The following is a 23,862-nucleotide window of genomic DNA, read 5'->3' as shown; positions in this document are numbered from 1 at the left end:
TTAGAGTTTATACGCCGTATTACTCGTAAATCCTATAGAATGCTTCATAAACAACATAATTTACGGGGTATTTCCTCTCATCAGACAATATTTTACTGGAAATTCCTAATTGTGCTAAAAAATAACCCAAACCCTCACCATAGCGGACTTTTTTCAAACATGGGTGAACCATTCCCCTGAACAGAATTTACCCGAAAATGGTCACATAGAAACCTTTTTCATTCAAATTTTAATTAAAATATTAAAAAACTGCCTGCAACCTTAGTTACAGACAGCTTGTTTTTTTAGGACTCTAGGGCAGCTCGCTTAATATTATCTTGCAATTCAAGCATACGCTTTGTTCCATCTTCGCGTAATCGTTTGTTTTCTTCTTCGATCTGTTTCGTTTCTTTCATTCCTTGTACAATTGTATTAAAGGAAGATTCGATCGTTTCAATGTCGATACTTGGACGTCCAGACAATTTGGCAATCTCCACACTTTGGCTTGAGATGTTTTCAGCATTTCGTTTCAGCATTTCATTTGTTCTTCTATCCAGCTCACTCATTGAATCAGCCACAAGCTTTTGTCTCTTCGCTGTCACAGCTTGAATGATGCCATTTTTAAAGATCGGTATCGTGATGATGAACGCTGAGTTGATTTTACCGATGAGTTTCGTATTCCCACGCTGCAATAAACGAATTTGCGGTGCCGTTTGAAGAGCTACCATCCGTGCCATATCAAGGTCATATACACGCTCTTCCAATGCTTGAATACCGTTACGAAGTGTATCAAGCTCCATTTGTGCTAGTTGGTTTCCACTAGCCGCTTTTTCTTCATAAGAAGGAACCAATTGCTTTAATTCTTCGATTTTCATTTGACCAGCAACGACATACTTTTCAAGCTCCATATAGTATTGAATGTTATGCTCATACATTTCTTCAAGCGTCACAGTCGATTTGGTCATTTCGTCTTTATATTTACTGATTTCCACATTAATTTTTTCAATTTCTGCACCGAGCGTTTGATATTTACTGAAAATCTTTTCAATCATGCTGCCGCCGCGCTTAAAGATTTTTGACAGTAAACCACCCTTTGGCTCGTCAAAATCATTTTTATCAAAACGATCCATAATTTTTCCAAGCTGCGTCAGCATCGTCCCTGAATCAGTCACGCTTGTTGAACGCATCATTGAAAGAATACGATCGGAGAACTTAGAAATTTCTACAGCCGGCTGTTTTCCGTATTCAAGCAGCTCTAGCTGATTTTTCGCATCGATCTGTCTCGCAATATTTTGCACTTCTGGTTCATTTCGAAGCTGAACGCGAATATCGTCTGCCTTCTCAATGGAGATTTCCTCTTTATCAATTGAAATGATGTCATTTCCGTTTGTATTTGTCATAAGCTTGATCTCCTTATCGGTTTTTAATGGATTGAAATAATTTTCTAACGATGGACGGCTCTTTAAATTCCTGATTCATGACCATCTCATCAAGCCAATGGGTATCAAATAATTGGTCATCTATATACCGCTCGATACACTGGTATCCCGCCGGATGATACACGAAGAGATCCACACCCATTTCATTTAGAAAAATGAGGGCAGCCGCATCAGAACGAGTCAGCTCACCATTATATTCCGTATGATATAAAATCACTTTCGGTACGGTTTGGGCATAATCAAAGGTTTGAATGAGTTCAATGAGATCCTGGCCGATATGCAGTACCTGTTTGAATAAATAAATACGGACATCTAATTCAGTCTCATTGCCTTCTTTTAATAGTTTCGGATGCTGACAGATTCGAGATATCGCCTCTGCTATCGCACGCTGCGTCCCCTCATATAGATGAGAAAACTGCCACACATTGCTTTTCATTAATAATTCAGGATCAATCTCTCCAGCAGACGAAAGGGCATGCTGATAATGAAATTGATAATTCGAAGATACTTCTTTCGTAAAAGGAAAATGGCGAATGGTCTTCGTCTCTTTCCATTCCATTAACGTGTGGATACGATCCCAGTATTCACGCTTGTCTCGTGTGACCCCCATCATTTTCGCAAAGAGATTCGGAATCTGTATCATGTCCCGATCTGCTTGAAAATTAGGGCGGATAAAGGAACGTTCCTTTGCAATCAAAAACAGCTCATCATACGTTGTCTTCAGCGTAATAGAATGAGGGGTATGATCTCTGAATTGCCACGGCTTATACAGCATTGAATCTTCCGTATGGAGCACCTCTTCAAGCTCTCTTGTCGAGCGGTACGCCACCGTTGATTTCCTCTCAGGCTTTTCAGTAGGGAACGGTTCCAGCTTTGAAGTCCCCGGATACTGATCAATAAAAGTCAGCTTTTCTTCTGGATCTAGTTCGCGGAACGAATCCTCGCCCTCTGGATGAAATAGCACAACATCACAGCCAATCAGCATGACATAGTAAAGAAAATAAAGCTGACTTTTATTCGCCTCTCCATACCAAATAACAGCCGGCATTTTTTCTTCTATATTGACTTCCTTCAGCCATGGACCTAGATGATTATTGGAGAACTTTACGACATCCAGCAAAACCCGGCGGAAATCGGGATGCTGAAATCCCCCTTCATGCAGCTGTTTGAAATGCTCAAACACCTTGATCAATGAAAGACGGATATGCCGGTTCATCACTAGGTTTGGATGGCGTACAATCAGCTGTTCACCGTCTAAGAAAGCCACAAAGCGATTCACAGACAATCCCGTTTCTTCTTGGTTAATCAAATGAATGCGTTGAAGCGCTTGAAAATGCTCCGGCTCAATATGACGATTGAGCGTTTCACTTAAAATATGAATGCCATCTGTTTCATATAATTCATGTAAATAAATAAAATAATCGGTTGCATCATGCGGAGTTCCAAGGACCCGGGCGGCGAGACGCGGCAAGGACAATGTATGCTCGTCCTTTACATAACCATCTCTTTCAGGGAGCGGCTTTTTCAGCACGTTTTTCCAGGCTTCCTGCTCCGCCCGTGTTTGGTTAACAATGATTTCTTTATAACTCACGCCGCTCCTTCCTTTCTCCTATATTTTCTCGAAAGCTACTACTATCATATCATTCACCCTTCTACTTCTGCTATCGAATCGAAGGCTTTTTTGCGGTCGTCATCTGCTTTATGACACAAGCGGTGATTTCATCTGCTGCTGCCATGCCAGATGCTACTGTCGGCTCAAGTAACGGATCAAAGTCGAGCACTTCTCCATGCCTTGGGGCAAAGCCCATATCCGCCTCTCGAATGAGTCCTGCATCTAAGAGGGAATCACCCGCTCCATATACATATTCAAGCGCCAGCCGTTCCTTTAGAAAAGCAACAGCATCCCACTTATTGAGCGGTGCCGGAATAAAATAAAGCTTCCGCCCTTGTAGAGACACCTGCCAGCCTCTCTCCTCGCCCCATTGCTTCAATTCAGTAAGTGGAATGAGAGACAGATACTCATCTTTCATAATCAAATAAAGAAATCTTCCCTCTGCTGTCCGGGTACGCTTCACCCATGCCGCAACTGGCAGTTCGGAGATGGCTCTTAGCATCTCTCTGACTGACATACACGCTTTGAGCCTCTCATCAACAATGACATGCCAATCCTCAAGCGGCTTGCCGTGATGAAGGATACAGCCCCCATTTGTCGTGACGGCATACTCCGGTTTGAGCTCTTGCTGAAAGAAGGTGATCCGTTCATACTGAGCGGTCGTTCTTGTCGTGACTGGAATGAACCAGCTTAACTGATGAATCATCTGCAAAGACTTCTTCGTTTCAACCGACATATAGGAAAGCGGACGCTCATCCAGCATCTCAACTAAATCATAATCTCCTTCATACGCATACTGATCTAGCACTCGGTGTGAGTAAATCAGCGTCCGGTCTAAATCACTGGCAAACGCACTTGTCTTCATGACGTCTGCTCCAGCGGACGAATAAGTCCACAGCACGTATAGGACATATTGGCATATTCAATGACAGGAACGCCCCTGTCCTCTGCCAGAAGCAAAATATGCTTTAGCTTTTCCTGAGACCCGGGCTGAATTAAGATTTTCCAAGGAATTCTTCTCAGCAGCACACGGGTCGTCTCACCAACACCCGGTTTAATCAAATGAGTGTTTTCAATTTGAAACTCCTGACCGATCGCTTCAATGGATGCCATACCCCGCCAATCCGCAGGCAATCCTTGCGTGAGGATGGTCTCTGCTTTCTCTTCTAGATTTGGTTCGAGGTTAGAAAAGGCTTCTTCAATTGTATCCACATACAGATTGGACACATCCTCATCAAGCAACTCTTCATAATATTTTGCCCCATGGAAATCATCGGCATTGATCCAGCGGTTGTTTAGTACCGTCCGACTAACAAGTCCAGATACAGTCGAATTCAGACAAGCACTTGGAATGAGAAAGTCCTCTCTCGTTCCGTAGACTTGTGTACAATAGCCTGGATCAGCGAGTACAGCCAGTTCACTAGAAAGACGAATACCGTACTTTTTTTCAAAATCAATCACCGCTTTTTGGAGCTCTCTCGAAATCGCACCTTTTCCGGTCCATCCATCAATAAAGGCAATCTCATAGCCCGGATGTTCCTTGAGCATATAATGCAGCGCATTTTCATCTATTCCTCGATCACGAATAATTGAGATGCTGTAATGAGGCAGTTCAAGACCATATGTCTTTCGAATATATCGTTTGATGAGCACCCCGATCGGCGTTCCCGCTCTAGCCAAACTGCAAAGCACCGTTTGGTAGCCTCGCCTTTTCACAATCTGTTCTGCTACAACAGCTACAGCTTCTGCTACCTTCTCCTTACTTTCTTTCAGAGATTCATAGAATAAATCCATATAAGATTCCGTTGGTTTATATTCAATCGGTAGCATTTCTGAATAATGCGCACCACTCTGAATCGAACGCTCCCGCTCCTCTGTGCTTTTCTCCATCTCAATGGATGATAAATCTTTGAGTAAGAAGGTTACATCCTGCTCTGGATAGCTTCCCATCTTTGTATACACATTAGCCATTCACCTTCACCTCGTCTGATAAAGTCACAATATGCACATGCTTCACATGCCGTTCGGCAAATAAATGAACAAGCGGAAGTAATGCCTCCTGAGAGACCTTTTTCTCAAAGAAGAGAAATACATCATCGTATTGACCTTTTGGTATGTTGTACACGTAGTGCTGAATTCGAGCATCCTCTGGACTCACAAAGGTGAACCCATTTTGAACAGCATATCCATCCTTTTCAACGGGATGAATTGGACTTCTCGTCGTTGAATGAAAGAGAACGCCCTCTCCCATATGGACAGCCACTCTCATCGGCACATACATCAGCTCACCTGTTCCTAAACAAAGTGTCTGCTTTCCTTTGCGTTCCTTCTTCAGTTTCAATCCAGCCTCTGCAGCTGCTTGATCGATGGCTGCCGTATCTGCTGCGTTTAAACCAAAACGACCCGTTTCATGTATATATGGCGAATGACCTGCCGAATTGGTTGCATGAGAACGTGCACACGGCACTTGCTGAAAGAAAGATTGAAGAGAGTGAAAAGAGAGATTTGGCAGATCCTTTTGCTCAGCAATCTCATACGAATAAGCTGGTTCATCCAGCGTTTTGCCTCGAAAGACCATTTGCCCTTTTAATAAAGACAATGAGGTGATGTGAATACCAAGCTCCACTTCAAGCTCACACATGGCTTTTTCGTGCTCCTCTGTTCGCCAGTCTAAAATAGAAAGAATCGTGTAAGAATGTCGCGGATGCTTTGCATGAAGATCCCGAATGATATTGATATTCGTACGGCCTGTCGTGACTTCATCATCTACTAGCACGATGGGACGGTCTGTACAAAGTAATGCTTCATCTGCATAACAAAGCTGATCCGTTGCATGTGAATGCTCTTCTTCAAAGACCAATGAAGGATCAAGATCCAGCAGCTGCTCACGTGTCGTATGAATGTAAGATGCCCCTTCTAAGACGTCATACACACCGTGTCCAAGAGCAGTTGCTGTTTCTGCAAAGCCGATCACGACCGGCTGTTTTCCTCCTGAAAGCTTCTCTTTTTTGAGCGCTTCGTAGGCTTTAGATAATACCGCGTGGTCATCTGTCTTGAGTGCTTCTACTAAAAGGTCTTGATGCGGAGACGTCTTGCCTGTTTGCTCTTTGGCATACGCCATGGCTAAAAGACCCGAGACAAGGAGCGGTTTGACTGGATGAACAGGAATGTGCTTGCCGAGCACCTTACTAACGAATAAAAAGGCTCTTTTTTTGTTCACCCTTGCTGCCATGTCAAAAAGATGCTCTTTTTCTAGGTGAAGCGCACCTTCTTTGAGATCAAGCTCAACTTCCATATGTTCCAAGATGCTCAGCGTATGCGGCTTCTGCTTCTGTGAGTATGTCAATATAGCTTCTGTTTTCATGAAACACCCCGTAAATATCTGACTTCATTAAAATGTGCTCTGCCCATCTGTAATGGGGCTTCGTTTCATTCATTTTATTAGAGAAGGTACTCTTCATTACGCCAACTGTGCCGTCTGCATGTTCAAGAATGCTTAATGCATCCATATACTCTTCCTTCGTCACAACATACATGCTTTGAACTGGCTTGAGATGTGTTGGATGAATGACCGTCTTCCCATGAATGCCGTTAGCCACATCGAGTTTTGTCTCCTTGAGTAAACCTTGTACGTCATCAAATTCAGACGAAGACGCTTCATCACTCTTATGAGAAAGTGCCCGAATGAATGGCTTTTGTTCCTTTCGCGCAGGACCAAAATGCTCCCATACTGCACCTGATACCACAAAGGAACGGCCAAAATAATTGATGATATCTGTGATCAAGTCAGCAATCAAATGTATTTCATATATGGTCGTGTCACGATCACGGCGAATTCCGTACAAACCACAAAGATCCGTTGCCCCAATGCGAATATTCAAAATATATTCCTCGTCATTCAGCAAAATCTGCTTTAACTCTGACAACACCGTATATCTTGTTTCTTTTTCTAGTAAATCGGGTGTTTCCAAAATGGGCATCCCATAAAGGATTGTATTCGTTTTGGCCGATGCCTGTTTCAGACTGTCCAAATATTCCTTCGCATTATGAACGGAGCACTTCGGGAACACAAAACCGGTAAGTAATTGAAGCGAGGGACCGAGCATGTCTGCCATTTTGAGCAGCTGTTTCGGCGAACGAACGCGAATAAATATAAGAGGCAAATGTTCAGCCGTTTCAGGAGCATGAGCGACTTTCTCTTTGAGACTGGCCAGTTGTGCCACTAGATTCTGTTCGGCCATGTCCACTTCTTGATCACCGATGGCATCCTCCAAGCAAAAGACAACAGAGCAAAGCGCTTCATATTTCTGCGACAGCAGCATATCTGCTATATCTTGTCTTGTCGCAGGCATATACAAAGTAGCACCTAATGCATGCGCAAGTACGTGCCTCGGTGTCAGTGAATGCATCGCCCCCGGCCGCTTGAAAAAAAGATCGTGCTGCCTCGCCTCTGATAAAAATCGAAAATACCGCATGCTGTGCCACCTCCTGTTGTTTAGAGAAATTCAATAACCTGATGATTCAAAAAAGGATGGAGCCGCTAGTCAACTCCATTCCTTTTTGATCATCCTATTCTTCTTTTGAAGCCGCAGCTTCGTTTGTTACATCTTGATGTTTCTTCTTATTGATTTTATGAACAATAAACGTCCCGATAAACGCTAGAATAATAATCGCAAAGAATGCAAGATGCGGGATTTCAATAAGTGCAGCACTTAAGCCCATTTTGATGGCAATAATCCCGATGAGAATAAACGCGGTATTCTCAAGCTCAGGAATACGGTCAATGAGGACAAGGAATAACTGTGCCACTGTACGCATCATGAGAATACCAAGCATTCCGCCTAAAAGCAGAATCCATACTTCCTCAGATACAGCGAATGCCGCAAGAATACTGTCCACCGAGAAGGCAAGGTCCATAATCTCTACAGAAATAACGGTTGCCCAGAACACGCCAAATACGCGAATCATCCAGCCTTCTTTTTTCAATTCCTTCGCTTCGTCATCGCCGTCACCTAACCAGAAGTGCTTAATGACAAGCCATGCTAAATATGCAGCTCCGAGAACCTTAATCCACCAGAACTTAATCAGCAGCATCCCTACACCAATGAATAGAAAACGGAAGAAATAAGCGCCAATTAATCCGTAGGTTAATGCCTTTTTACGCTGCTTTTCTGGTAAGTGTTTCACCATGACAGCTAATACAAGTGCGTTATCTGCTGATAACAATCCTTCAAGCACAACAAGGGTCCCAATGAGTCCCCAAGAGACAGGGTTTGTTAATACCTCTGCCCACATATGCCAATCAAAAAACGAGGCATAGGTGTCCAACATATGTTTCAAAATGTCCAACTGGTTTTCCTCCTATAAGTGTAGAAGCATCAGCAGGCTTTCGCCTGCTGTTATTCTTGATCGCTGTTTCTTTCTCACTTTGGAAAAGGCCTCATATGAGTCATTGGCAGCGCCTCTTTAATCGATTAATTTCTCTCGTTTATACTTCTAACCCATAATTTTGACAAAGAGCTGCAAGTCCGCCAGAGAATCCGCTTCCGATCGCGTTAAACTTCCAATCGCTTCCGTGGCGGTATAGTTCACATACCACAACAGCTGTTTCGATTGAGAAGTCTTCCCCTAAATCAAAGCGAATCAATTCTTCACCGCCCTCTTCATTTACAACACGAACAAACGCATTTGAGACTTGTCCAAAATTCTGGCTGCGCGCCTCTGCATCATGAATCGTCACTGTAATTCCGATACGATCAATGTTAGCAGGAATTTTTGAGAAATCAACGAGAATTTGCTCGTCATCTCCATCTCCTTCACCCGTCCGGTTATCCCCTGTATGAGTGACACTGCCGCTTGGATGCTGAAGGTTATTATAGAAAACAAAGTCTGTGTCTTGCTGACAACGATTGTTTGCATCCACTAAGAATGCTGAAGCGTCCAAATCAAATTCGGCTCCACCTGAATATTTATTCGTATCCCACCCAAGACCGATCATCACTTTCGTCAGTCCTGGGTTGGTTTTTGTTAAATCGACACGTTGTCCTTTTGATAGCTGAATCGCCATATTCGAATCTCTCCTGTCCGTTGAAAATATAAAACGAGCTGTTACCCGATATCTAAGCCGAAGTCCGTTGCAATGCGGGCAAGTCCACCTTGATAGCCCGATCCGACAGCTGAGAATTTCCATTCTCCGCCGTGACGGTATAATTCACCTACAATAATCGCTGTCTCAATAGAGAAGTCCTCTGCCAAATCGTAGCGAATGAGTTCTTCATTTGATGCTGCATTTAAAATACGGACGTAAGCGTTAGAAACCTGTCCAAAGTTTTGGCTGCGTGCTTCTGCGTCATGGATTGTAATGACGAAGGAGATTTTCTCAATACTCGCTGGTACAGTTGAAAGATCAACATTGACCTGCTCGTCATCTCCGTCTCCTTCACCTGTACGGTTATCGCCTGTATGTACGATACTTCCGCCACCGCCAGTTGTTTGATTGTAGAAAACAAAGTCAGATGGAGAGTTTGCTTTCCCTGCTGCATCTAAAAGGAATACACTTGCGTCTAGATCAAAGTCATGTCCGCCGTCATACTTATTGACATCCCAGCCAAGACCGACGACCACTTTTGTTAAACCTGGATTCGTTTTTGTTAAATCAATTTTTTGACCTTTCGCTAAAGAAATTCCCACTAGGAATCTCTCCCTTCTGATTAGATATAGTTTCTCGTAATATCGGCAAGCTTCGCATCATTTGTACCGTTTCCAACAGCCGCAAACTTCCAATCATTCTCATGACGATATAGCTCTCCAACGATTAATGATGTTTTCCCTGCATACTCATCTTTTAAATTATATTTCACTAATTCTTGATTGTTTGAACGATCAACAATGCGAATATACGCATTTTGAATCATACCAAAATGTTGATTTCTTCTGAGTGCATCATAGATGTTCACAACAAACACCAATTTATTCACATTGCCTGGTACCTTGCTTAAGTTGACGAGGACTTGTTCATCATCTCCGTCTCCTTCACCAGTCAAGTTGTCACCTGTATGCTCAACACTGCCGCATTTGCTTTTCAAGTTACCAAAGTAAATCAAATCTTTATTTTCAACAAACTTATCATTTTTCAGCATCAGCACTGAAGCGTCACAATCAATATCAGCGCCGCCTCCGCCGCCAAACAGCTTACCTAAAAATCCGCCGCCTTGTGAAACAGGGTCCCAGCCAAGTCCAACAAGAATATTCGTTAGCCCTGCTTTGCCTTTTGTTAAATCAATACGTTGACCTTTTTCTAATGTAATCGCCAAATCAATCACTCCTCCAGCATAATAAAAATCTATTTATTAAGCGATGGACCCTATTAAAATCATCATACATGAAAATTCGACAAAATTCATGAAATGACATTGGAGCCTCTTACTCTTTTTTCTATTTACTAGTATATACGATCTACGTTCAAGATAGGTTTCAAACAGATGATATTTTTTTAACGAAAGATCCATGTTGAAAATGGTTCATGTCGTAAATGAAGTGTTTCATGTGAAACATTGTCGAAAATTCTTGTCCACAGCTCTTACTGATAAATTACGTATTGATGTGTTTTTATATGTTGATATAGAAAAGATAAAGCATGAGATCTAAGGATAAACTCTTTCGTTTCCTTCCATCCATGGTTTTCTTTATACTTATATCCAACGTAGTATCGAAAGGATGTTGATGATGCCATCACTTCACATATTAGATCAAGTCGCCATTCCTAAAGGTCAGACAGCGCAAGAGACATTGATTCACACAACGCAGCTGGCTCAGCTTGCGGAAACCCTTGGGTATGAGCGTTATTGGTTTGCTGAACACCACAGCACAAGAGGGCTCGCTAGTACAGCACCTGAAATATTAATGGCACATATTGCTGCTCATACATCGACCTTACGTACAGGGTCTGGCGGCATTTTACTTCCGCAGTATAGCCCCTTTAAAGTTGCAGAGGTCACGCGGCAGCTTGAGGCTCTGTATCCTGGACGAATTGAAATCGGTGTCGGTAAATCTCCGGGCGGAATTGAAAGGACGAGACTTGCTTTAACAGACGGCGTGCATAAAGATCTATCTCAGTTCGACCGACAGCTGAAGGATTTTCTATTTTACTTATCAGACAGCCTCCCTTCTGGGCACCCGCATGCAGGAGTCAAAGCTGCTCCGCTTGTTGATGCTCATCCGCCAGTTTGGCTGCTTGGTTTAGGAGAAAATAGTGCCATGCAGGCAGCAGAGCTTGGGATCAACTATATTTTTGGTCACTTTATCCACCCTGCACGCGGCAAACAAGCATTTGAGACGTATCGGTCTCACTTTTCTCCATCTGTCTTTTCCACTCAGCCGCACGCTATGTTTGCCGTGTTTGTCATTTGTGGTGAAACCGATGAAGAGGCCGAACGGATCGCCAGCAGTACAGATTTATGGCTGCTGCGAGTTGAAAAAGGACTGGACAGCCGCGTCCCCTCTATAGAAGAGGCTAGTACCTATCACTACACCTCGCAGGAAAAGAAAAAAGTGTTACAAAACCGTCAGCGGATGATCGTCGGCTCAAAGGCAACAGTGAAAGGGGAATTACTTCGCTTGATGGACCGCTATCAAACGGATGACATCATGATTCTCAACAATTCATTTGATCCGATAGAAAAACAGCGTTCCTTCAAACGAATCGCAGAACTATTTTGAAGCCAATCCCCTTGGCTTCTTTTTTACATTGTCATAAAAATGGGAAATGTAACATAGAGATGTCAAAATGCTTCCGCCTGTCATCTGATCGCAAATGTGTCTTCTAATCGTTAGCGAACTGTAAACGCATAAGGGGTGTACCTTTTATATAGTAGAGGTACATATAAAAGAACCGTTTATGACGCTAGAAGGAAGGAGATGACAGGTCATGAATAAGAGACTCGACTGGGTCGATGCGGCTAAAGGGATCGGTATTCTGTTCGTGGTCATGGCGCATGTGCCCATCCCAGATCCGCTCAAGCAATTCATTTACTCTTTTCATATGCCGCTTTTCTTTTTACTATCCGGCATGATGTTTCGATCATCCTCACGCCCTGCTCTGTCATTTATTCAGAAGAAAGCCAAAAGCTTACTCTTGCCCTATCTCTATTTCTCCATCATTACGTATGTTTTCTGGTTCACCGTTACTCGTTTTTTTGCCTTTAAGGGACAAACGGATATTGACCCTTTCGTTCCGTTTACAGGTATTTTTATATCCAATGCAGATGAAGCTAGACTCACGCATAACCCAGCCATCTGGTTTTTAACAACGCTCTTTTTAGTGGAATTGATCTTTTTCTTTATGCACCGTCTGACAAAAGGGAAACCTGCTGTTTTGATCTTAATGACTGTCCTTTGCGGAAGTGCTGGATATGCCTCTACCTTGCTTTTAGACCAAAGTATGCCGTGGAATGCCAATGTCGCCTTGACGGCTGTTGTGTTTTATTCAATCGGATTTTTGGCAAAGCAATGGTTTGTGGAATTAAAAACAGACCCAACCCTTCTTCTATGTACAGGTCTGCTTGTACTGACGGCTTACATGCAAAGCTTTAATTCGCGGATCGATATGCGCGTGAATGACTATGGTGATCTTTTTCTTTTCTATGCATGTGCACTGCTTGGTTCAGCTGCCGTGATTTATTTAAGTTTCAAATTCAAAACGTCCCCTATTTTGACGTATCTCGGACGAAATTCCATTGTCATTCTTGTCTTGCAGTTTGCCGGCATCGATATTATGAAAGCATTTGTTTATTATGGACTTGGTATCAATATTGCAGATACAGCGCAGCTCTCTTGGACTCTCTTTTACACGATCGGAACATTGCTGCTTATGGTGCCGTGTATCTCCTTCCTAAGCAAATACCCGATGCTACTCGGCAAACCAGCCAAAGCCGCACACCGCTACGAACAAAAAACATCCGCCGGCTGATTGGGCGGATGTTTTTTTGGATTAATCATTGATTTGAGAAGGGTAAAGCGTCATTCCTCCATCTACAAATAAAGTGGTGCCTGTGATATACGATGCTTCCTTAGATACGAGAAATGCAGCAGCGGACCCAATCTCCTTCGGTTCGCCAAAGGTTCTCATTGGAATCTTTTCAAGCTGCTTTTGTTTTTTCTGTTCATCCTGCAAATCATCATTCGATTCGGTCGCCATTGTACCTGGTGCAATCGCATTGATCCGAATACCTGCTTCCGCATAATCAAGAGCCAGCGTTTTTGTCATCATGTTCATTCCGCCCTTAGAAGTGGAGTAGTGGACATTGAACGGGCGCGGTATTTCCTGATGGACACTGGATATATTTAAAATAGACCCTTTGATGTCATGCTCCATCATATAGGCGATTGCAGCCTTTGCCCCTAAAAAGGCGCCTGTGATATTCACATCAATAACTTTTTGCCATTGCTCGAGCGTCATCTCATGCGGCATCGCTTCTTCACCATTAAATCCTGAATTATTGACGAACACATCGACTGTACCGAAATGCTCCAGGGCTGTATCCATGATGGCTTGAATGCCATCCTCTTTGGAGACATCCGCGTGTACTTTCACCGCCCTACCTCCATTCTGCTGAATGGCTTGTACCGTTTCTTCAGCACCCTCTTCATCACCTTTATAGTTCACAACCACATTCATCTGCTCTTGTCCAAATCGTAATGCGATGGCTTGTCCGATTCCTTTTGAAGAACCTGTGACAATGGCTGTTTTTCCTTTTAAATCTTGATACATCATTATTTCCTCCTATCACGTGCTTCTTCTAGTTGATACACAATGGTTACCCATTTTGAAAAAAAGAAAAACACAACCCTCTGCCATCGTTGACTAAGAGGATTGTGCTGTTCATCAAGCTAAAAGGTGTTATAAACATTTTCACATGTTTCAGCGGTTGGCTGATAAAAGCAATGCGACTTATACCTTGCCACAAACGGCTGATTGTACCATGTCGGTGGACAATTACCAGGCGGTTTAAAATACCAAAGGCTGAATTTTGCTGGCCAAAATCGTTCTCCGTTAATATTCCTCCGCGCAAGTGTTTTTTCCGTTTCTCGTGCTCGTTGATAAAAATAACCATGCGTGACTGCTTCAAATGCATGTTCTTGATAAATCATTTGTGGAATCGTACGCAGCCCTTTAAAGTCAGAGCAGTTGGCACGCAACCGGTTGATGCCCACATTTCCTACGAGCAGCATACCTTGCTTCCCTTCACCTTCTGCCTCTGCTCTCAGCAGTCTGGCCATGAGATCAATATCAGAGCTTGTCGCTCTTACCACTGCCATACATCCACCTCCATTCGTTTCTCTTTTATTTTATGTGGGGTTTCTGTGTAGATGACTGCCATTTTGAAGGGAAAAGACACATTCCGTGTCGAGAGCTTGTCTAAATACCTCAACATTTTGCTGGACATGTGTCTCTCTGCCAACAACACACAAACCTAGTGATCATGCACATTACAGGAAAAAATATTCATTACTATAGACTCATTTACAAGTCATAAAAATCCTTCTAATTGCTACACCATTATCAAAAACAGTCATTTGAACCTATTCAACAATCCGACTCAAAACCTTAAAATATAAAATGTTGAGTTTTTACAGGAGACATCAAATCATAATTTACAAGTTTCTCCTCTCAACTTAGTGTCATTTTTACTATTTGAAGCTGTGCAAACTTAGAAACGCACTGAAGTATTGACAGTACTTTCGCTTCATTCTACAGTAAAAAACATACAGTATTTTTCTTTTTGTGCAAAAAGAACGATATGAACTAAAGCTTTCCAATGAAATTCATCATAAACCCGAGGAGGAAAACACGTCATGTTTAAAAAGAAATTATCCCTGTTTCTTCTAATCTTGTGTGTCACTGTTGTCGCTGCTGCTTGTAGTAGTGGAAAAGAAAAGTCAGCTGCAAAGGAAAAAGATACAAAATCCCTTGATTCAGCAGAGGTAAAGGTAGAAAGTGCTGAGTACACATTACCACCTCAATACGATACATCTGTACAGGATGATCAGTATGTACTAAAAGTGAACGTATCTGTAAAAAATATCAGCAAAGAGCCTCTAAATGTTGATAAAAGCAACTTCACGCTTTACCAAGATGACTCACAAGTGTCTACGATCTCTCCAGATGATTACAACGAAGTATTATCATCTAGCTCTCTAAATGCAGGCAAAGTATCAAAAGGCGGTCTTTTCTTTGTTGTTGATAAAGAAAAAGACTATCAGCTTGTGTACAATGAGCCAGGTAGTGGTTCTAAAAAAGATGACAAAACACTAGAATTCGATATTAAAGGTAAAGACTTAATGAAAAAAGCAGATACACTTCAAGCATCTGCAAAAGCCCTTTCTTCTTATATTGATGTCATGATTTTTGGTAAGAATAACGACGAGTTCGAAAAACTAACAGGTGATAACAAATCAACGGTTGTAAACCAATTTGATAAATCATTCAAACAAGGCTACATCACATCATCAGGTATTTCTTCTAGCTCAGCGAAGGACGAAAACCTTGATAAGCTTTTAAAAGCTGTAAAAGAAACATTAGCTGAAAAATCAAAAGTCTCAACAAAAACAAAAGCCATCAGTGGTGATAAAGCTGTTGTGACTGTAACTCTTACACCAATTGATGCAAGCCCGCTTGTCGATCGTCTAAAAGAGAAAGCGACTGAGTTCTACAGCAAAAACCGTTCAGCGTCTTATGATGAAGCACAAAAATATTTACTCTCGATCTACCCAGAAGAGTTCAAAAAATTAGGACCTTCATCTTCTGAAGAAACAGTAGAAGTCAACATGAAGAAAAATGACATCGACCAATGGAAACTTGATTTGAACGATTACAAAACAAGCTCATTAGTTGAAAAGTTCATCAAGAACTAATGGAAAACCCCCGATGCCGGGGGTTTTTTCTTATCATTTACCGTCTATGATGAAGGATTTTCTTTTACAGCTTCATACTCTTTTATCACCTCAACCGGATCAACCGCATCCTCCTCTTGTGCATATTCCTCTACATAAGGATCCATTAATTTCTCAAACTTTTGCTCATCGTCTACTAAAGCAATATACGTTTCATATCCTTCAAAATCAGATGGATATAAATGTGCAACGGAACTACCCGTTTCTAATGCCTCATCTATCGCTTTTCTTAATTCCAATAATCCTTTCCTGTTTCCCAAAATAAACGCTTCAAAATGGTGTGTTTGTTGAGCATATATATTACATAGCTCTAGCACATCATCGTCTTCTGTTTGATCAAACATAAACGAATCACCTCTTAAAATAAATTAGGATAATAATGTAATTTGTCCCTTCCATTATGACATTCCTTTCACCCGATCGTGAATCTCTTTTATATAAATCTCTGGATAAAAAAACTTGCAGATAAAATCTACAAGTTTGTACTTTCTTTATTTGGCAAGCATCCACTTTTCTTTCATAAACAAGCTTCTCACGATGACAAACAAGATGACGACTGCGAGGGCTGAGGAGCCTAGTGTCAGAGTGACGGCCATCGGATCGATGATGCCAAACATCAATTGCTTACACAGCGCATGAATATTAAGGAATGGGACAGCAAAGTAATACGTATCTAGCTGCGTTGCACCTGCTCTCATGGTAAAGAACATTGGGAGCACACCTAGTGTAATGATCATGGACATGTACGATTGTGCTTCTTTTACTGAGCTTGAAACGACACTGAGTAGCAGTTCAATCATCGATACCATGAAGGAGAAGATGATGAGCGCCGCAAACATGACGGCGATAATGCTCCACATTTGATCACCAAAGTTCAGTGCTTGTTTTAGCTTTTCTGTAAAGAGCAGTGTGGATAAAAGCAGCATGCCGATCGCTACAATTCCACTTAAAATCCCGAACATGGAGACAGCCAGCCATTTTCCGATGAGAATTTGGAGTCTGCTTGCAGGTGTCAGGAACAACGCTTCAATGGATTTTCGGTCTTTTTCACCCGCTACAATATCAAGCGCAGCTGGCAAAGCACCTGAGATGACGGAGGTCACCAAAATCATTGGAAGAAGAATCGACAAAAGCATAGAGGTCATGCCATTTTCTCCTTCATCGCCTTCTTCTACATCAACGGACTGCACCTCAAATGGATGAATAACTGATGTGTTGATTTGATCAGCCGCTAAACGCTTTTCTACGACTTGGTTTTGATACTGCTCCAATAAGGATTGCAGCATTTGAACCGTGATGACCGAATCATCATCTGTTGTATACCCATGAATTTTAATTGCAAATGACTTTTGATGCTGAAGCATGTCGTCTGCCTCTTTCGGCATTTCCAGGTAAGCATTCGCCTTTCCATCTTTGACAGCTTGCTGCGGATCATCAAAAGTTTCAAGTGTGAGGTTTTTGACCTCTTTGATCATTTGATTCATTTCCGTTGGAAGCTGTTCATTTACTGCGACCGTATAGGTTTCATCTCCTGGATCTGCAATCATGCTTTCATAAAAGAACACCAGTCCAAGCATCGTCAAAAGAGGAATCAGCACTGTTAAGAGTAACGTTTTTCGGTCTCTTAGCGCATCTGTCATTTCTTTTTTAAATACGGTTTTCCACATTATGAAATCCCCCTAGCGAGCTTCGACATAAAGATATAGTTCAAGTCATCACTTTGTTCCTGTGTATATAATTCTGGAAGTGTCCCTTTATACACAAGCTCTCCTTGATGAATCATCATCACACTGTCACAAAGCTGGCTGACTTCTTCCATGATGTGACTTGAAAAAAGGATGGTTTTATTTTGCTGCTTGAGCTGATGAATAAAATCTCTGAAAATATTACTTGATGTGATATCCAAGCCTGTTGTCGGCTCATCAAATAAAATAATGTCAGGATCATGAATCAAGGTTCTGGCAATCGCCACCTTTTGTTTCATTCCTCTTGAGAATCCTTTCACCTTGCGATCCATGTATTGTCTCATCCCAAAACGCTTTGCCAAATCCTCTATTCTTGCTTTGATTTCATGCTGATCTAAGCCATACAATTTGCCAAAGTATTCAAGGTTTTCTCGTGCCGTCAAACGATCGTAAAGCCCCGTCTCACCGCCAAACAAGACACCAATTCGCTTTTTCACTTCCGTTGATTCTTTCACCGTATCAAAGCCTGCGACGGTGACTGTTCCGTGTGTAGGTTCTAATAATGTGGCGACGGCGCGTAATAAAGTGGTTTTCCCTGCTCCATTTTCTCCTAGGATGCCAACGACTTCCCCTTCCTTCACGGAGAACGTCATATGCTTCATCGCTTTTACGACCTTTTTCTTATCTTTAAACCAGCAACTGCAATCGCTGAGAGTAATCATGTGGTTCGCCCCTTTCAACTTTCTAAGTCTATGATAGAAAAAATGACGCTTGCTTGACATAAAGATGTCGCGAAACGTCCTTTTTCTGTCTTGAAATGATCTATTTTTAAAAAACAAATGGTAAAATAGACAAATAATAAGAAGAGTCATAGGTGATTTTTATGATAAAAGTAGGTCTCGTTGACGATTACCGAGTAGATTTAGAAAAGCTGCATGCCATTGTAGGCAGAATGGAGGCTGTGGAGATTGTCTTTGTCACGCAGTCAGCAGAGGATGCATACGAGAAGGTCAAAAAAGGAGATATTGATCTGTTGTTCGCAGACATTGAAATGCCCGGAATGTCTGGTTATGAATTAGCGGATCTCATTCACTCTCATGCACTGAATGTCGATGTTGTCTTTGTGACAGGAAACAGCGGATATGCGGTCCATGCGTTTGATTTAAATGTTCATGATTATATTATGAAGCCCTACCAAGCTGATCGAATTGCCAAATCCTTAGAGCGCTACATGTCCACCAAGCAGGAGAAAAGCATACATGGACGGCTTCTCATTAAGCAGCAGTCAGATATTCACGTGCTGCAAAAGAAGGATGTCATTTTTGTTGAGCGAACAGGCAGGTCAACCACCATTGTCACAACAACAGGAGATATCCAGACATATCAGACACTAAACGAGTTAAAGGGCGATCTAGCTGAAAAAGATTTTATCCGCTCTCACCGATCGTTTATCATCAATATACATTACATTAAGAACTTCTCGGCGTATGCCAAAAATTCATTTATCGTGTCTTTTGAAGGTACAGATAAAAAAGCCATGATGACCAAGCAACAATTAGAATACTTTAAGAAATATTATTTTTAAGGAGAACGATCGTGAACGCTTTCTATCTTGGATTCCGCATATATGCTCTCATATGGCTAGGTCTCGCGTTTCATGCAGTAGCTGAAATTTTTCTGCCGCTATCATTAGGAGCGCTGTGGCTGCTCACTTTTTGTCTCATTGGTCTTTATACATTTTTCATATACAAAAGGTTTTTGCCTCATGTAAGTCGTTATGTAATGTTGGGTGCTTTTGTGCTCTTTACCTGTGCAGGTCTTTCCCTTTTTCTGACGCAAGGAAATGGATGGAGCTCTCTTTTGGTTTTTGTGATCATCATGACAGCAGATATCCTTTCATTGAAGATGATGCAGACGGAGAGACGGTTAAATGGGCGGCTTCAAGAGCTGATCAACGCAGAATCAAGAACCAATGAATTGTTGCTTGAGCTGCGCAGTAAACATCATGAAACAGCTAGACATTTAAATGCCTTTTCTGCGTCGAACGAAGAGCATGAGATCAAGGATTTGATTCAGCAATACGTCAAACATTTCCCTTGGATGAAAGGAGAAAATGCTTATTTGGCCTCAACTCTGCATTCCTTTTTTCAACGGGCTGAAAAAGAGGACATCGACCTTTCTCTAGACCTTCAAGCGCCTTTTTCATCGCTTCCTTTTTCTAAGGCGGATCAGGTTAGCTTTACTGGAAACTTGCTTGATAATGCTCTAGACGCAGCGATTGAAGCGAAGCAAGCCGGAAAAGAGGGTAGCATCTCGATTACGACCTCTATTCGGAGCGGGCTCTTTTTAATCCATTGTGAGAACAGCACAAAAGGAATGGAAAAACATGTGTTAGACCATTTGTTCAAAAACTTTGGACGCTCGACAAAAGGCGGTAATCATCAAGGAATGGGGACGTATATCATTCATCAGCTTGTTGAAAAGGCAGACGGTACTCTTGATTTCACTTACCGTTCTCCATATTTGCGACTTGTCATCAAAATCCCCCTCACGACATAAAAAAGGTGCAGCTAAGCACCTTTTTTTATTAAGAGAAAACCTGGTCAATTTGATTGATTTCTTCTTTTGTTAATTGAACGTCGTTTGTTTTGAGGTTTTGCTGAACTTGATCAGCTCGTTTTGCACCTGGAATAATGGCATCAATGCCGTCCTGTGCTAAAAGCCAAGCGAGTGCGACGTGTGCCGTTTCGGCGTTCTTAGATTGTGCAATTGCCTTTAGCTTGTCTACTTTTTCGAGATTTTGAAGGAACGCCTCACCTTGGAAAAGCGGATCTTTTGCTCGAATATCATCAAATGTCGCATCCTTCGTAAATTTACCAGTCAACAAACCTGACGCCAACGGGAAATAAGGAATAAAGGAAATACGATGCTCGACGCAGTAAGGGAGAAGATCCTTTTCTGCCTCACGTTTCAGCAAAGAATATTCCGACTGAAGCACATCTAAGTAGCCATCTCGATTAAAGGCTTGAAGCTGTTCAAAATCAAGGTTAGATGCACCAATCGCCCTGATTTTCCCTTCATCCTTCAATTCCTTTAATGTGCCTGCTACTTCTTCCAGCGGCGTCCGGCCGTCCGGGAAATGCATATAGTATAAATCAATATAATCTGTTTTCAGTCGTTTCAGGCTATTTTCGACCTGCTCTCTTAAGAAATCACGGCTGTTATCCAATTCAATTTGTCCGTTTACTTCTTTATGAGCCCCTTTTGTCGCAAGGACAAGGTTTTCTCTACCGCCTCTTTTGGCAATAATCTCACCAATCAATTCCTCTGAACGGCCTAGCCCATAAATAAAAGCAGAATCTAAGAAATTGACACCTTGATCAAGAGCTGTCTCCACAAGCTCTCTTCCGGCATCTTCACTCAGGTTCGGGAACAAATTATGTCCACCCACCGCATTCGTACCAAGCCCTATCGGATTCACCTGTAAATTAGTTCGTCCAAGCGTTACCTTTTTCAAAAGCTCATCTCCCTTATCTGCTTAATCATCCTTATTTTCCCACGAATCCTTTTCAACATTCAAGTATCATGCTCTCTGCAGCAATATTACCTTCACATCAAGATTTTTACCTAAAAACATTTAAAAACGATAATAAATCTAAAAATTAATTCTTATAGACCGGTATATTAGACTTACAAATTTCCTTTTATTATTGATTATTGTGTAAATTTCTTTCAAAGATAGGGACTAAAACCTATTCCTCAGCATGATTAAATTTCGATAGAATGAAAAGTGCAAATCGTCATAAGGAGATTTTCCCCTGTAACACCCGAATATACCATCCTATCTGTTTCTTTTCTCATAGTCAGATAGCGGGAATGAAATGACAAAAGAAAAGCAAAGGAGCATCAACTGTGAATCTTAAAAAAATAAGTGCACTCCTCATGATTTCGTTCGTGATGATTATCTCTGCAGCTTGCCAGAGCTCAGCAAAATCAAGCAACACTGATCAAAAATCAACAAAAACAGCAGAGGTAAAAGTCGATAGCTACGAATATACGTTACCAGAAGACTCAACAACTACTCTCAGAGACAATGAATTGGTGCTAAAAGTCAACCTGACGATTACAAACAAAGGCGACAAAGCTCTATCATTATATAGCTCTGACTTCTCTCTTTATCAGGACGATGCCAAAGTATCTGATTTAAAATTTTACGGCAGTAAAGACCGTCTTGACCTTGGTTCATTAAACAAAGGAAAATCACAATCAGGTGCTCTTTATTTCCTAGTAGACAAAGGGAAAAAGTATCAGTTCGTGTACCAAGACAGCATCAAGAAAAACAGTGATTCGATCGAAATCAACCTAGATGGAAACAAAATATTGGATACAGCAAAAAAGCTGGATAACCCTGCAAAAGCGCTATCAGCTTATACGGATATCATTGTGTTTGACAAAAAGAACGATCAATTTGCAGATTTAACGGGCGACAATCAATCCGATGTCGTGAATAAATACCACGACATGTTCGTAAAAGACTTCAAAAGAACCGCCGGAATGTACGGCAATGAAGTAAGTGACCGTGATATTCTCTCGATGTACAAACGAATTCAAGACACCATGAAGGATAAAACCAAAGTAGAAACAAGTGTAAAAACCATCTCTAATGACGAGGCGAAGGTTGTCGCTCAAGTAACAGGCATTGATGCTACTAACTTAAAAGACAAGCTAGACAAGCAAAGAGATGAGTTTTACAACGGCAAGATCCGCTCTAAAGAAGAATTGTATAAGAAAAGCTTAAACTTATACGCATCTGAATTCGAGAAGCTCCCCCCAGTCTCCAGCTCGGCTGAATACGAAGTGAAAATGAAACGTAATGGGGATGGTCAGTGGAAAATTGACCTCAACGATTACAATACATCCCAGTACATGAGCGGTTTTATTAAAACAAGATAATCATGAACTAAAAAAAGACGCTGGCCCAATGAAGGTGCCGCGTCTTTTCTTATGCTATACCGTCGCCTCTTGTTCTTCTTTCACCGCTTTTTCGATATCTTTAAAACGGCTTGATACAGTAGACGCACTAATGCCATACTTTTTCGCTATTTGCGCTTGAGAAAGCGGGGCATCGCTTGCAAGTGAATGAATGTAATATTCGATTCCCGCAGCAAATGATGCTGCTTTACGGATCACAGGTGATTTCTGATCACAATAGGCTTTCCATACAGTTAACGCACCATCAGTCAGACTTTGATCCCCGTGTTCCTTCATTCCGTCTTCAATCAGCTTAGCTGTTTCCAATTGAACGTCACTTGCCCAGTCCATGCGATCTGCTGTTAGGCCCTTATCGCCTTCTGTTTGAGCAGATGTTTCTGATTCTTCTACTTCTTGCTTCGCAAACATGCACTCCAACACGTCAGGGAATGATTCTCTCATAAATGTGCTGCGCGTTCCTCCATTTGCCTCATATGCTTCAACAAGCTGACGAACTTGAAGAAGAAGCGTATCTGTAAACTCTTTCGCAAACATCGTATATTGAATGAAAAACTCTGCTTTTTCTTCAAATTGAACAGGGAATCCAAGCACGAGACTTCCCTTTTCAGGCAGCACTGTTTGATCTGGTTTTACATCTACTTCAACCTTTTCAGCTGTCACCATATTCTCAAAGTAAAGAGACTCGTCCGTTTTTTCATTTAATAAAAGTAAAGAAGGTTCCATGTCTGTCCATGATTGAACCACTTGTTTTGTTTTCGGACGGGTAATATCTTCCGCTTTCTTTGTCAGGAATTCTTGGAAGATGGTTTCTTTCTGATCTGTTAATGGTCGGAAAAAGATGCCCCATACACTCAAATGAAAGACCGAGATTTGTTGCGTTTCTTTATCCATATCTGCAAGAAAAGAAAACTCATTAATGAATTGGTTGATGGCTCTCTGATGTTTAGAGAATGCATAATTCATTAAATCCTTTTGAACTTGTACAGCTTCCTTAAACACAAGCTCAGAAGTTTGTTCTCCGCCTGACTTTTGACCACAGCAATGTTTATATTTTTTTCCGCTTCCGCATGGGCAGAGCGCATTTCGTTTAATTTTTCCCAAAATAAAACCTCCGACATTCTAGTCTAACCTCACTATTTTAACAAACGATTGCACAAGAGAGTTTTATTTTCAAGAAAAAAGAAAAATCAGAATGATCAGTTAA

23 protein-coding genes are annotated in these 23,862 nt (G+C 41.7%); 6 read left to right on the top strand and 17 right to left on the bottom strand.

The features are described 5' to 3' along the window. Positions 1-284: 284 nt before the first annotated feature. From MHI35_RS01630 to MHI35_RS01585, 10 genes are all read right to left on the bottom strand, one after another. The gene (locus MHI35_RS01630) at positions 285-1,379 is read right to left on the bottom strand and encodes a toxic anion resistance protein (RefSeq protein ID WP_003217200.1); all 1,095 of its coding nucleotides are present in this window, start codon (positions 1,377-1,379) and stop codon (positions 285-287) included. Between the two features lie 13 nt (positions 1,380-1,392). After that, positions 1,393-3,009: a YceG family protein gene (locus MHI35_RS01625; protein WP_335349611.1), complete on the bottom strand. Its 1,617-nt coding sequence runs from the start codon at positions 3,007-3,009 to the stop codon at positions 1,393-1,395. A 70-nt stretch (positions 3,010-3,079) separates the two neighbouring features. Beyond that, positions 3,080-3,895, bottom strand: coding sequence for an HAD family hydrolase (locus MHI35_RS01620; RefSeq protein WP_144523444.1), 816 nt, complete (start codon positions 3,893-3,895; stop codon positions 3,080-3,082). Beyond that, positions 3,892-5,001, bottom strand: coding sequence for a cysteine protease StiP family protein (locus MHI35_RS01615; RefSeq protein ID WP_335349612.1), 1,110 nt, complete (start codon positions 4,999-5,001; stop codon positions 3,892-3,894). The genes MHI35_RS01620 and MHI35_RS01615 overlap by 4 nt, the downstream gene beginning before the upstream one ends. Next, positions 4,994-6,325: a phosphoribosyltransferase family protein gene (locus tag MHI35_RS01610; protein ID WP_211063461.1), complete on the bottom strand. Its 1,332-nt coding sequence runs from the start codon at positions 6,323-6,325 to the stop codon at positions 4,994-4,996. The genes MHI35_RS01615 and MHI35_RS01610 overlap by 8 nt, the downstream gene beginning before the upstream one ends. Then, positions 6,315-7,505 carry an HpcH/HpaI aldolase/citrate lyase family protein gene (locus MHI35_RS01605; protein WP_335349613.1) on the bottom strand — a complete coding sequence of 397 codons (1,191 nt, stop codon included), beginning with the start codon at positions 7,503-7,505 and terminating at the stop codon, positions 6,315-6,317. Before MHI35_RS01605 ends, MHI35_RS01610 begins: the two co-directional genes overlap by 11 nt. Before the next feature lie 94 nt (positions 7,506-7,599). Then, on the bottom strand, positions 7,600-8,379 hold the full coding sequence (locus tag MHI35_RS01600; RefSeq protein WP_111912406.1) for a TerC family protein: 780 nt from the start codon (positions 8,377-8,379) through the stop codon (positions 7,600-7,602). A 139-nt stretch (positions 8,380-8,518) separates the two neighbouring features. Then, positions 8,519-9,097 (bottom strand): TerD family protein, encoded by a 579-nt coding sequence (locus MHI35_RS01595; protein WP_007498343.1) that lies wholly within the window; start codon positions 9,095-9,097, stop codon positions 8,519-8,521. 41 nt (positions 9,098-9,138) lie between these two features. Next, positions 9,139-9,720, bottom strand: coding sequence for a TerD family protein (locus MHI35_RS01590; protein WP_008342133.1), 582 nt, complete (start codon positions 9,718-9,720; stop codon positions 9,139-9,141). Positions 9,721-9,740: 20 nt separating this feature from the next. Next, positions 9,741-10,343 (bottom strand): TerD family protein, encoded by a 603-nt coding sequence (locus MHI35_RS01585; RefSeq protein ID WP_034320581.1) that lies wholly within the window; start codon positions 10,341-10,343, stop codon positions 9,741-9,743. A gap of 412 nt (positions 10,344-10,755) precedes the next feature. On the opposite strand from MHI35_RS01585, the gene MHI35_RS01580 reads away from it, so the two are divergent. Together MHI35_RS01580 and MHI35_RS01575 are read left to right on the top strand one after the other, a co-directional pair. Then, entirely contained in the window at positions 10,756-11,748 is a 993-nt protein-coding gene (locus MHI35_RS01580; protein ID WP_144523447.1) for an LLM class flavin-dependent oxidoreductase, read from the top strand. Positions 11,749-11,956: 208 nt separating this feature from the next. Then, the gene (locus MHI35_RS01575) at positions 11,957-12,997 is read left to right on the top strand and encodes an acyltransferase family protein (protein WP_211063392.1); all 1,041 of its coding nucleotides are present in this window, start codon (positions 11,957-11,959) and stop codon (positions 12,995-12,997) included. A gap of 21 nt (positions 12,998-13,018) precedes the next feature. On the opposite strand, the gene MHI35_RS01570 is transcribed toward MHI35_RS01575, so the two are convergent. Next, positions 13,019-13,798 (bottom strand): glucose 1-dehydrogenase, encoded by a 780-nt coding sequence (locus MHI35_RS01570; RefSeq protein ID WP_335349614.1) that lies wholly within the window; start codon positions 13,796-13,798, stop codon positions 13,019-13,021. Between the two features lie 119 nt (positions 13,799-13,917). Then, positions 13,918-14,346 (bottom strand): cell wall hydrolase, encoded by a 429-nt coding sequence (locus MHI35_RS01565; RefSeq protein WP_003217242.1) that lies wholly within the window; start codon positions 14,344-14,346, stop codon positions 13,918-13,920. Positions 14,347-14,883: 537 nt separating this feature from the next. Between MHI35_RS01565 and MHI35_RS01560 the strand changes: the two genes are divergently transcribed. Further along, a complete protein-coding gene (locus tag MHI35_RS01560) occupies positions 14,884-15,942 on the top strand; it encodes a DUF4352 domain-containing protein (RefSeq protein WP_335349615.1) in 1,059 nt (352 codons plus the stop codon). A 44-nt stretch (positions 15,943-15,986) separates the two neighbouring features. Here the strand turns inward: MHI35_RS01560 and MHI35_RS01555 are convergent, their stop codons facing one another. The 3 genes from MHI35_RS01555 to MHI35_RS01545 all read right to left on the bottom strand — a co-directional run bounded on the left by MHI35_RS01555 (position 15,987) and on the right by MHI35_RS01545 (position 18,388). After that, the gene (locus MHI35_RS01555; RefSeq protein WP_144523449.1) at positions 15,987-16,325 is read right to left on the bottom strand and encodes a hypothetical protein; all 339 of its coding nucleotides are present in this window, start codon (positions 16,323-16,325) and stop codon (positions 15,987-15,989) included. 147 nt (positions 16,326-16,472) lie between these two features. Then, positions 16,473-17,648, bottom strand: coding sequence for an ABC transporter permease (locus MHI35_RS01550; RefSeq protein WP_144457194.1), 1,176 nt, complete (start codon positions 17,646-17,648; stop codon positions 16,473-16,475). Beyond that, positions 17,648-18,388 carry an ATP-binding cassette domain-containing protein gene (locus MHI35_RS01545; protein ID WP_044139233.1) on the bottom strand — a complete coding sequence of 247 codons (741 nt, stop codon included), beginning with the start codon at positions 18,386-18,388 and terminating at the stop codon, positions 17,648-17,650. The genes MHI35_RS01550 and MHI35_RS01545 overlap by 1 nt, the downstream gene beginning before the upstream one ends. Positions 18,389-18,549: 161 nt before the next feature. Here MHI35_RS01545 and MHI35_RS01540 point away from each other — a divergent pair, with 161 nt between their 5' ends. After that, positions 18,550-19,251, top strand: coding sequence for a LytR/AlgR family response regulator transcription factor (locus MHI35_RS01540; protein ID WP_012008825.1), 702 nt, complete (start codon positions 18,550-18,552; stop codon positions 19,249-19,251). Between the two features lie 284 nt (positions 19,252-19,535). Continuing rightward, entirely contained in the window at positions 19,536-20,225 is a 690-nt protein-coding gene (locus MHI35_RS01535; RefSeq protein WP_335349623.1) for a sensor histidine kinase, read from the top strand. Positions 20,226-20,253: 28 nt separating this feature from the next. Here the strand turns inward: MHI35_RS01535 and MHI35_RS01530 are convergent, their stop codons facing one another. Beyond that, the gene (locus tag MHI35_RS01530) at positions 20,254-21,183 is read right to left on the bottom strand and encodes an aldo/keto reductase (RefSeq protein WP_144522466.1); all 930 of its coding nucleotides are present in this window, start codon (positions 21,181-21,183) and stop codon (positions 20,254-20,256) included. A gap of 395 nt (positions 21,184-21,578) precedes the next feature. Between MHI35_RS01530 and MHI35_RS01525 the strand changes: the two genes are divergently transcribed. Next, on the top strand, positions 21,579-22,619 hold the full coding sequence (locus MHI35_RS01525) for a DUF4352 domain-containing protein (protein ID WP_335349616.1): 1,041 nt from the start codon (positions 21,579-21,581) through the stop codon (positions 22,617-22,619). A 54-nt stretch (positions 22,620-22,673) separates the two neighbouring features. On the opposite strand, the gene MHI35_RS01520 is transcribed toward MHI35_RS01525, so the two are convergent. After that, the gene (locus tag MHI35_RS01520; protein WP_144522468.1) at positions 22,674-23,759 is read right to left on the bottom strand and encodes an SEC-C metal-binding domain-containing protein; all 1,086 of its coding nucleotides are present in this window, start codon (positions 23,757-23,759) and stop codon (positions 22,674-22,676) included. Positions 23,760-23,862: the final 103 nt, after the last annotated feature.

Origin of the sequence: Bacillus sp. FSL K6-3459, from assembly GCF_038003305.1 — a bacterium.
GTDB lineage: Bacteria > Bacillota > Bacilli > Bacillales > Bacillaceae > Bacillus > Bacillus pumilus_O.
Note: the sequence above shows the minus strand (reverse complement) of the source record. Positions and strands in the feature narration are given on the sequence as shown.

Excerpts from the sequence above, each read along its gene's own strand:
- MHI35_RS01630 (WP_003217200.1), bottom strand. The coding sequence starts at position 1,379 with ATGACAAATACAAACGGAAATGACATCATTTCAATTGATAAAGAGGAA.
- MHI35_RS01575 (WP_211063392.1), top strand. The coding sequence starts at position 11,957 with ATGAATAAGAGACTCGACTGGGTCGATGCGGCTAAAGGGATCGGTATT.
- MHI35_RS01555 (WP_144523449.1), bottom strand. The coding sequence starts at position 16,325 with ATGTTTGATCAAACAGAAGACGATGATGTGCTAGAGCTATGTAATATA.
- MHI35_RS01560 (WP_335349615.1), top strand. The coding sequence starts at position 14,884 with ATGTTTAAAAAGAAATTATCCCTGTTTCTTCTAATCTTGTGTGTCACT.
- MHI35_RS01550 (WP_144457194.1), bottom strand. The coding sequence starts at position 17,648 with ATGTGGAAAACCGTATTTAAAAAAGAAATGACAGATGCGCTAAGAGAC.
- MHI35_RS01620 (WP_144523444.1), bottom strand. The coding sequence starts at position 3,895 with ATGAAGACAAGTGCGTTTGCCAGTGATTTAGACCGGACGCTGATTTAC.
- MHI35_RS01545 (WP_044139233.1), bottom strand. The coding sequence starts at position 18,388 with ATGATTACTCTCAGCGATTGCAGTTGCTGGTTTAAAGATAAGAAAAAG.
- MHI35_RS01615 (WP_335349612.1), bottom strand. The coding sequence starts at position 5,001 with ATGGCTAATGTGTATACAAAGATGGGAAGCTATCCAGAGCAGGATGTA.
- MHI35_RS01595 (WP_007498343.1), bottom strand. The coding sequence starts at position 9,097 with ATGGCGATTCAGCTATCAAAAGGACAACGTGTCGATTTAACAAAAACC.
- MHI35_RS01565 (WP_003217242.1), bottom strand. The coding sequence starts at position 14,346 with ATGGCAGTGGTAAGAGCGACAAGCTCTGATATTGATCTCATGGCCAGA.
- MHI35_RS01540 (WP_012008825.1), top strand. The coding sequence starts at position 18,550 with ATGATAAAAGTAGGTCTCGTTGACGATTACCGAGTAGATTTAGAAAAG.
- MHI35_RS01580 (WP_144523447.1), top strand. The coding sequence starts at position 10,756 with ATGCCATCACTTCACATATTAGATCAAGTCGCCATTCCTAAAGGTCAG.
- MHI35_RS01610 (WP_211063461.1), bottom strand. The coding sequence starts at position 6,325 with ATGGAAGTTGAGCTTGATCTCAAAGAAGGTGCGCTTCACCTAGAAAAA.
- MHI35_RS01605 (WP_335349613.1), bottom strand. The coding sequence starts at position 7,505 with ATGCGGTATTTTCGATTTTTATCAGAGGCGAGGCAGCACGATCTTTTT.
- MHI35_RS01570 (WP_335349614.1), bottom strand. The coding sequence starts at position 13,798 with ATGTATCAAGATTTAAAAGGAAAAACAGCCATTGTCACAGGTTCTTCA.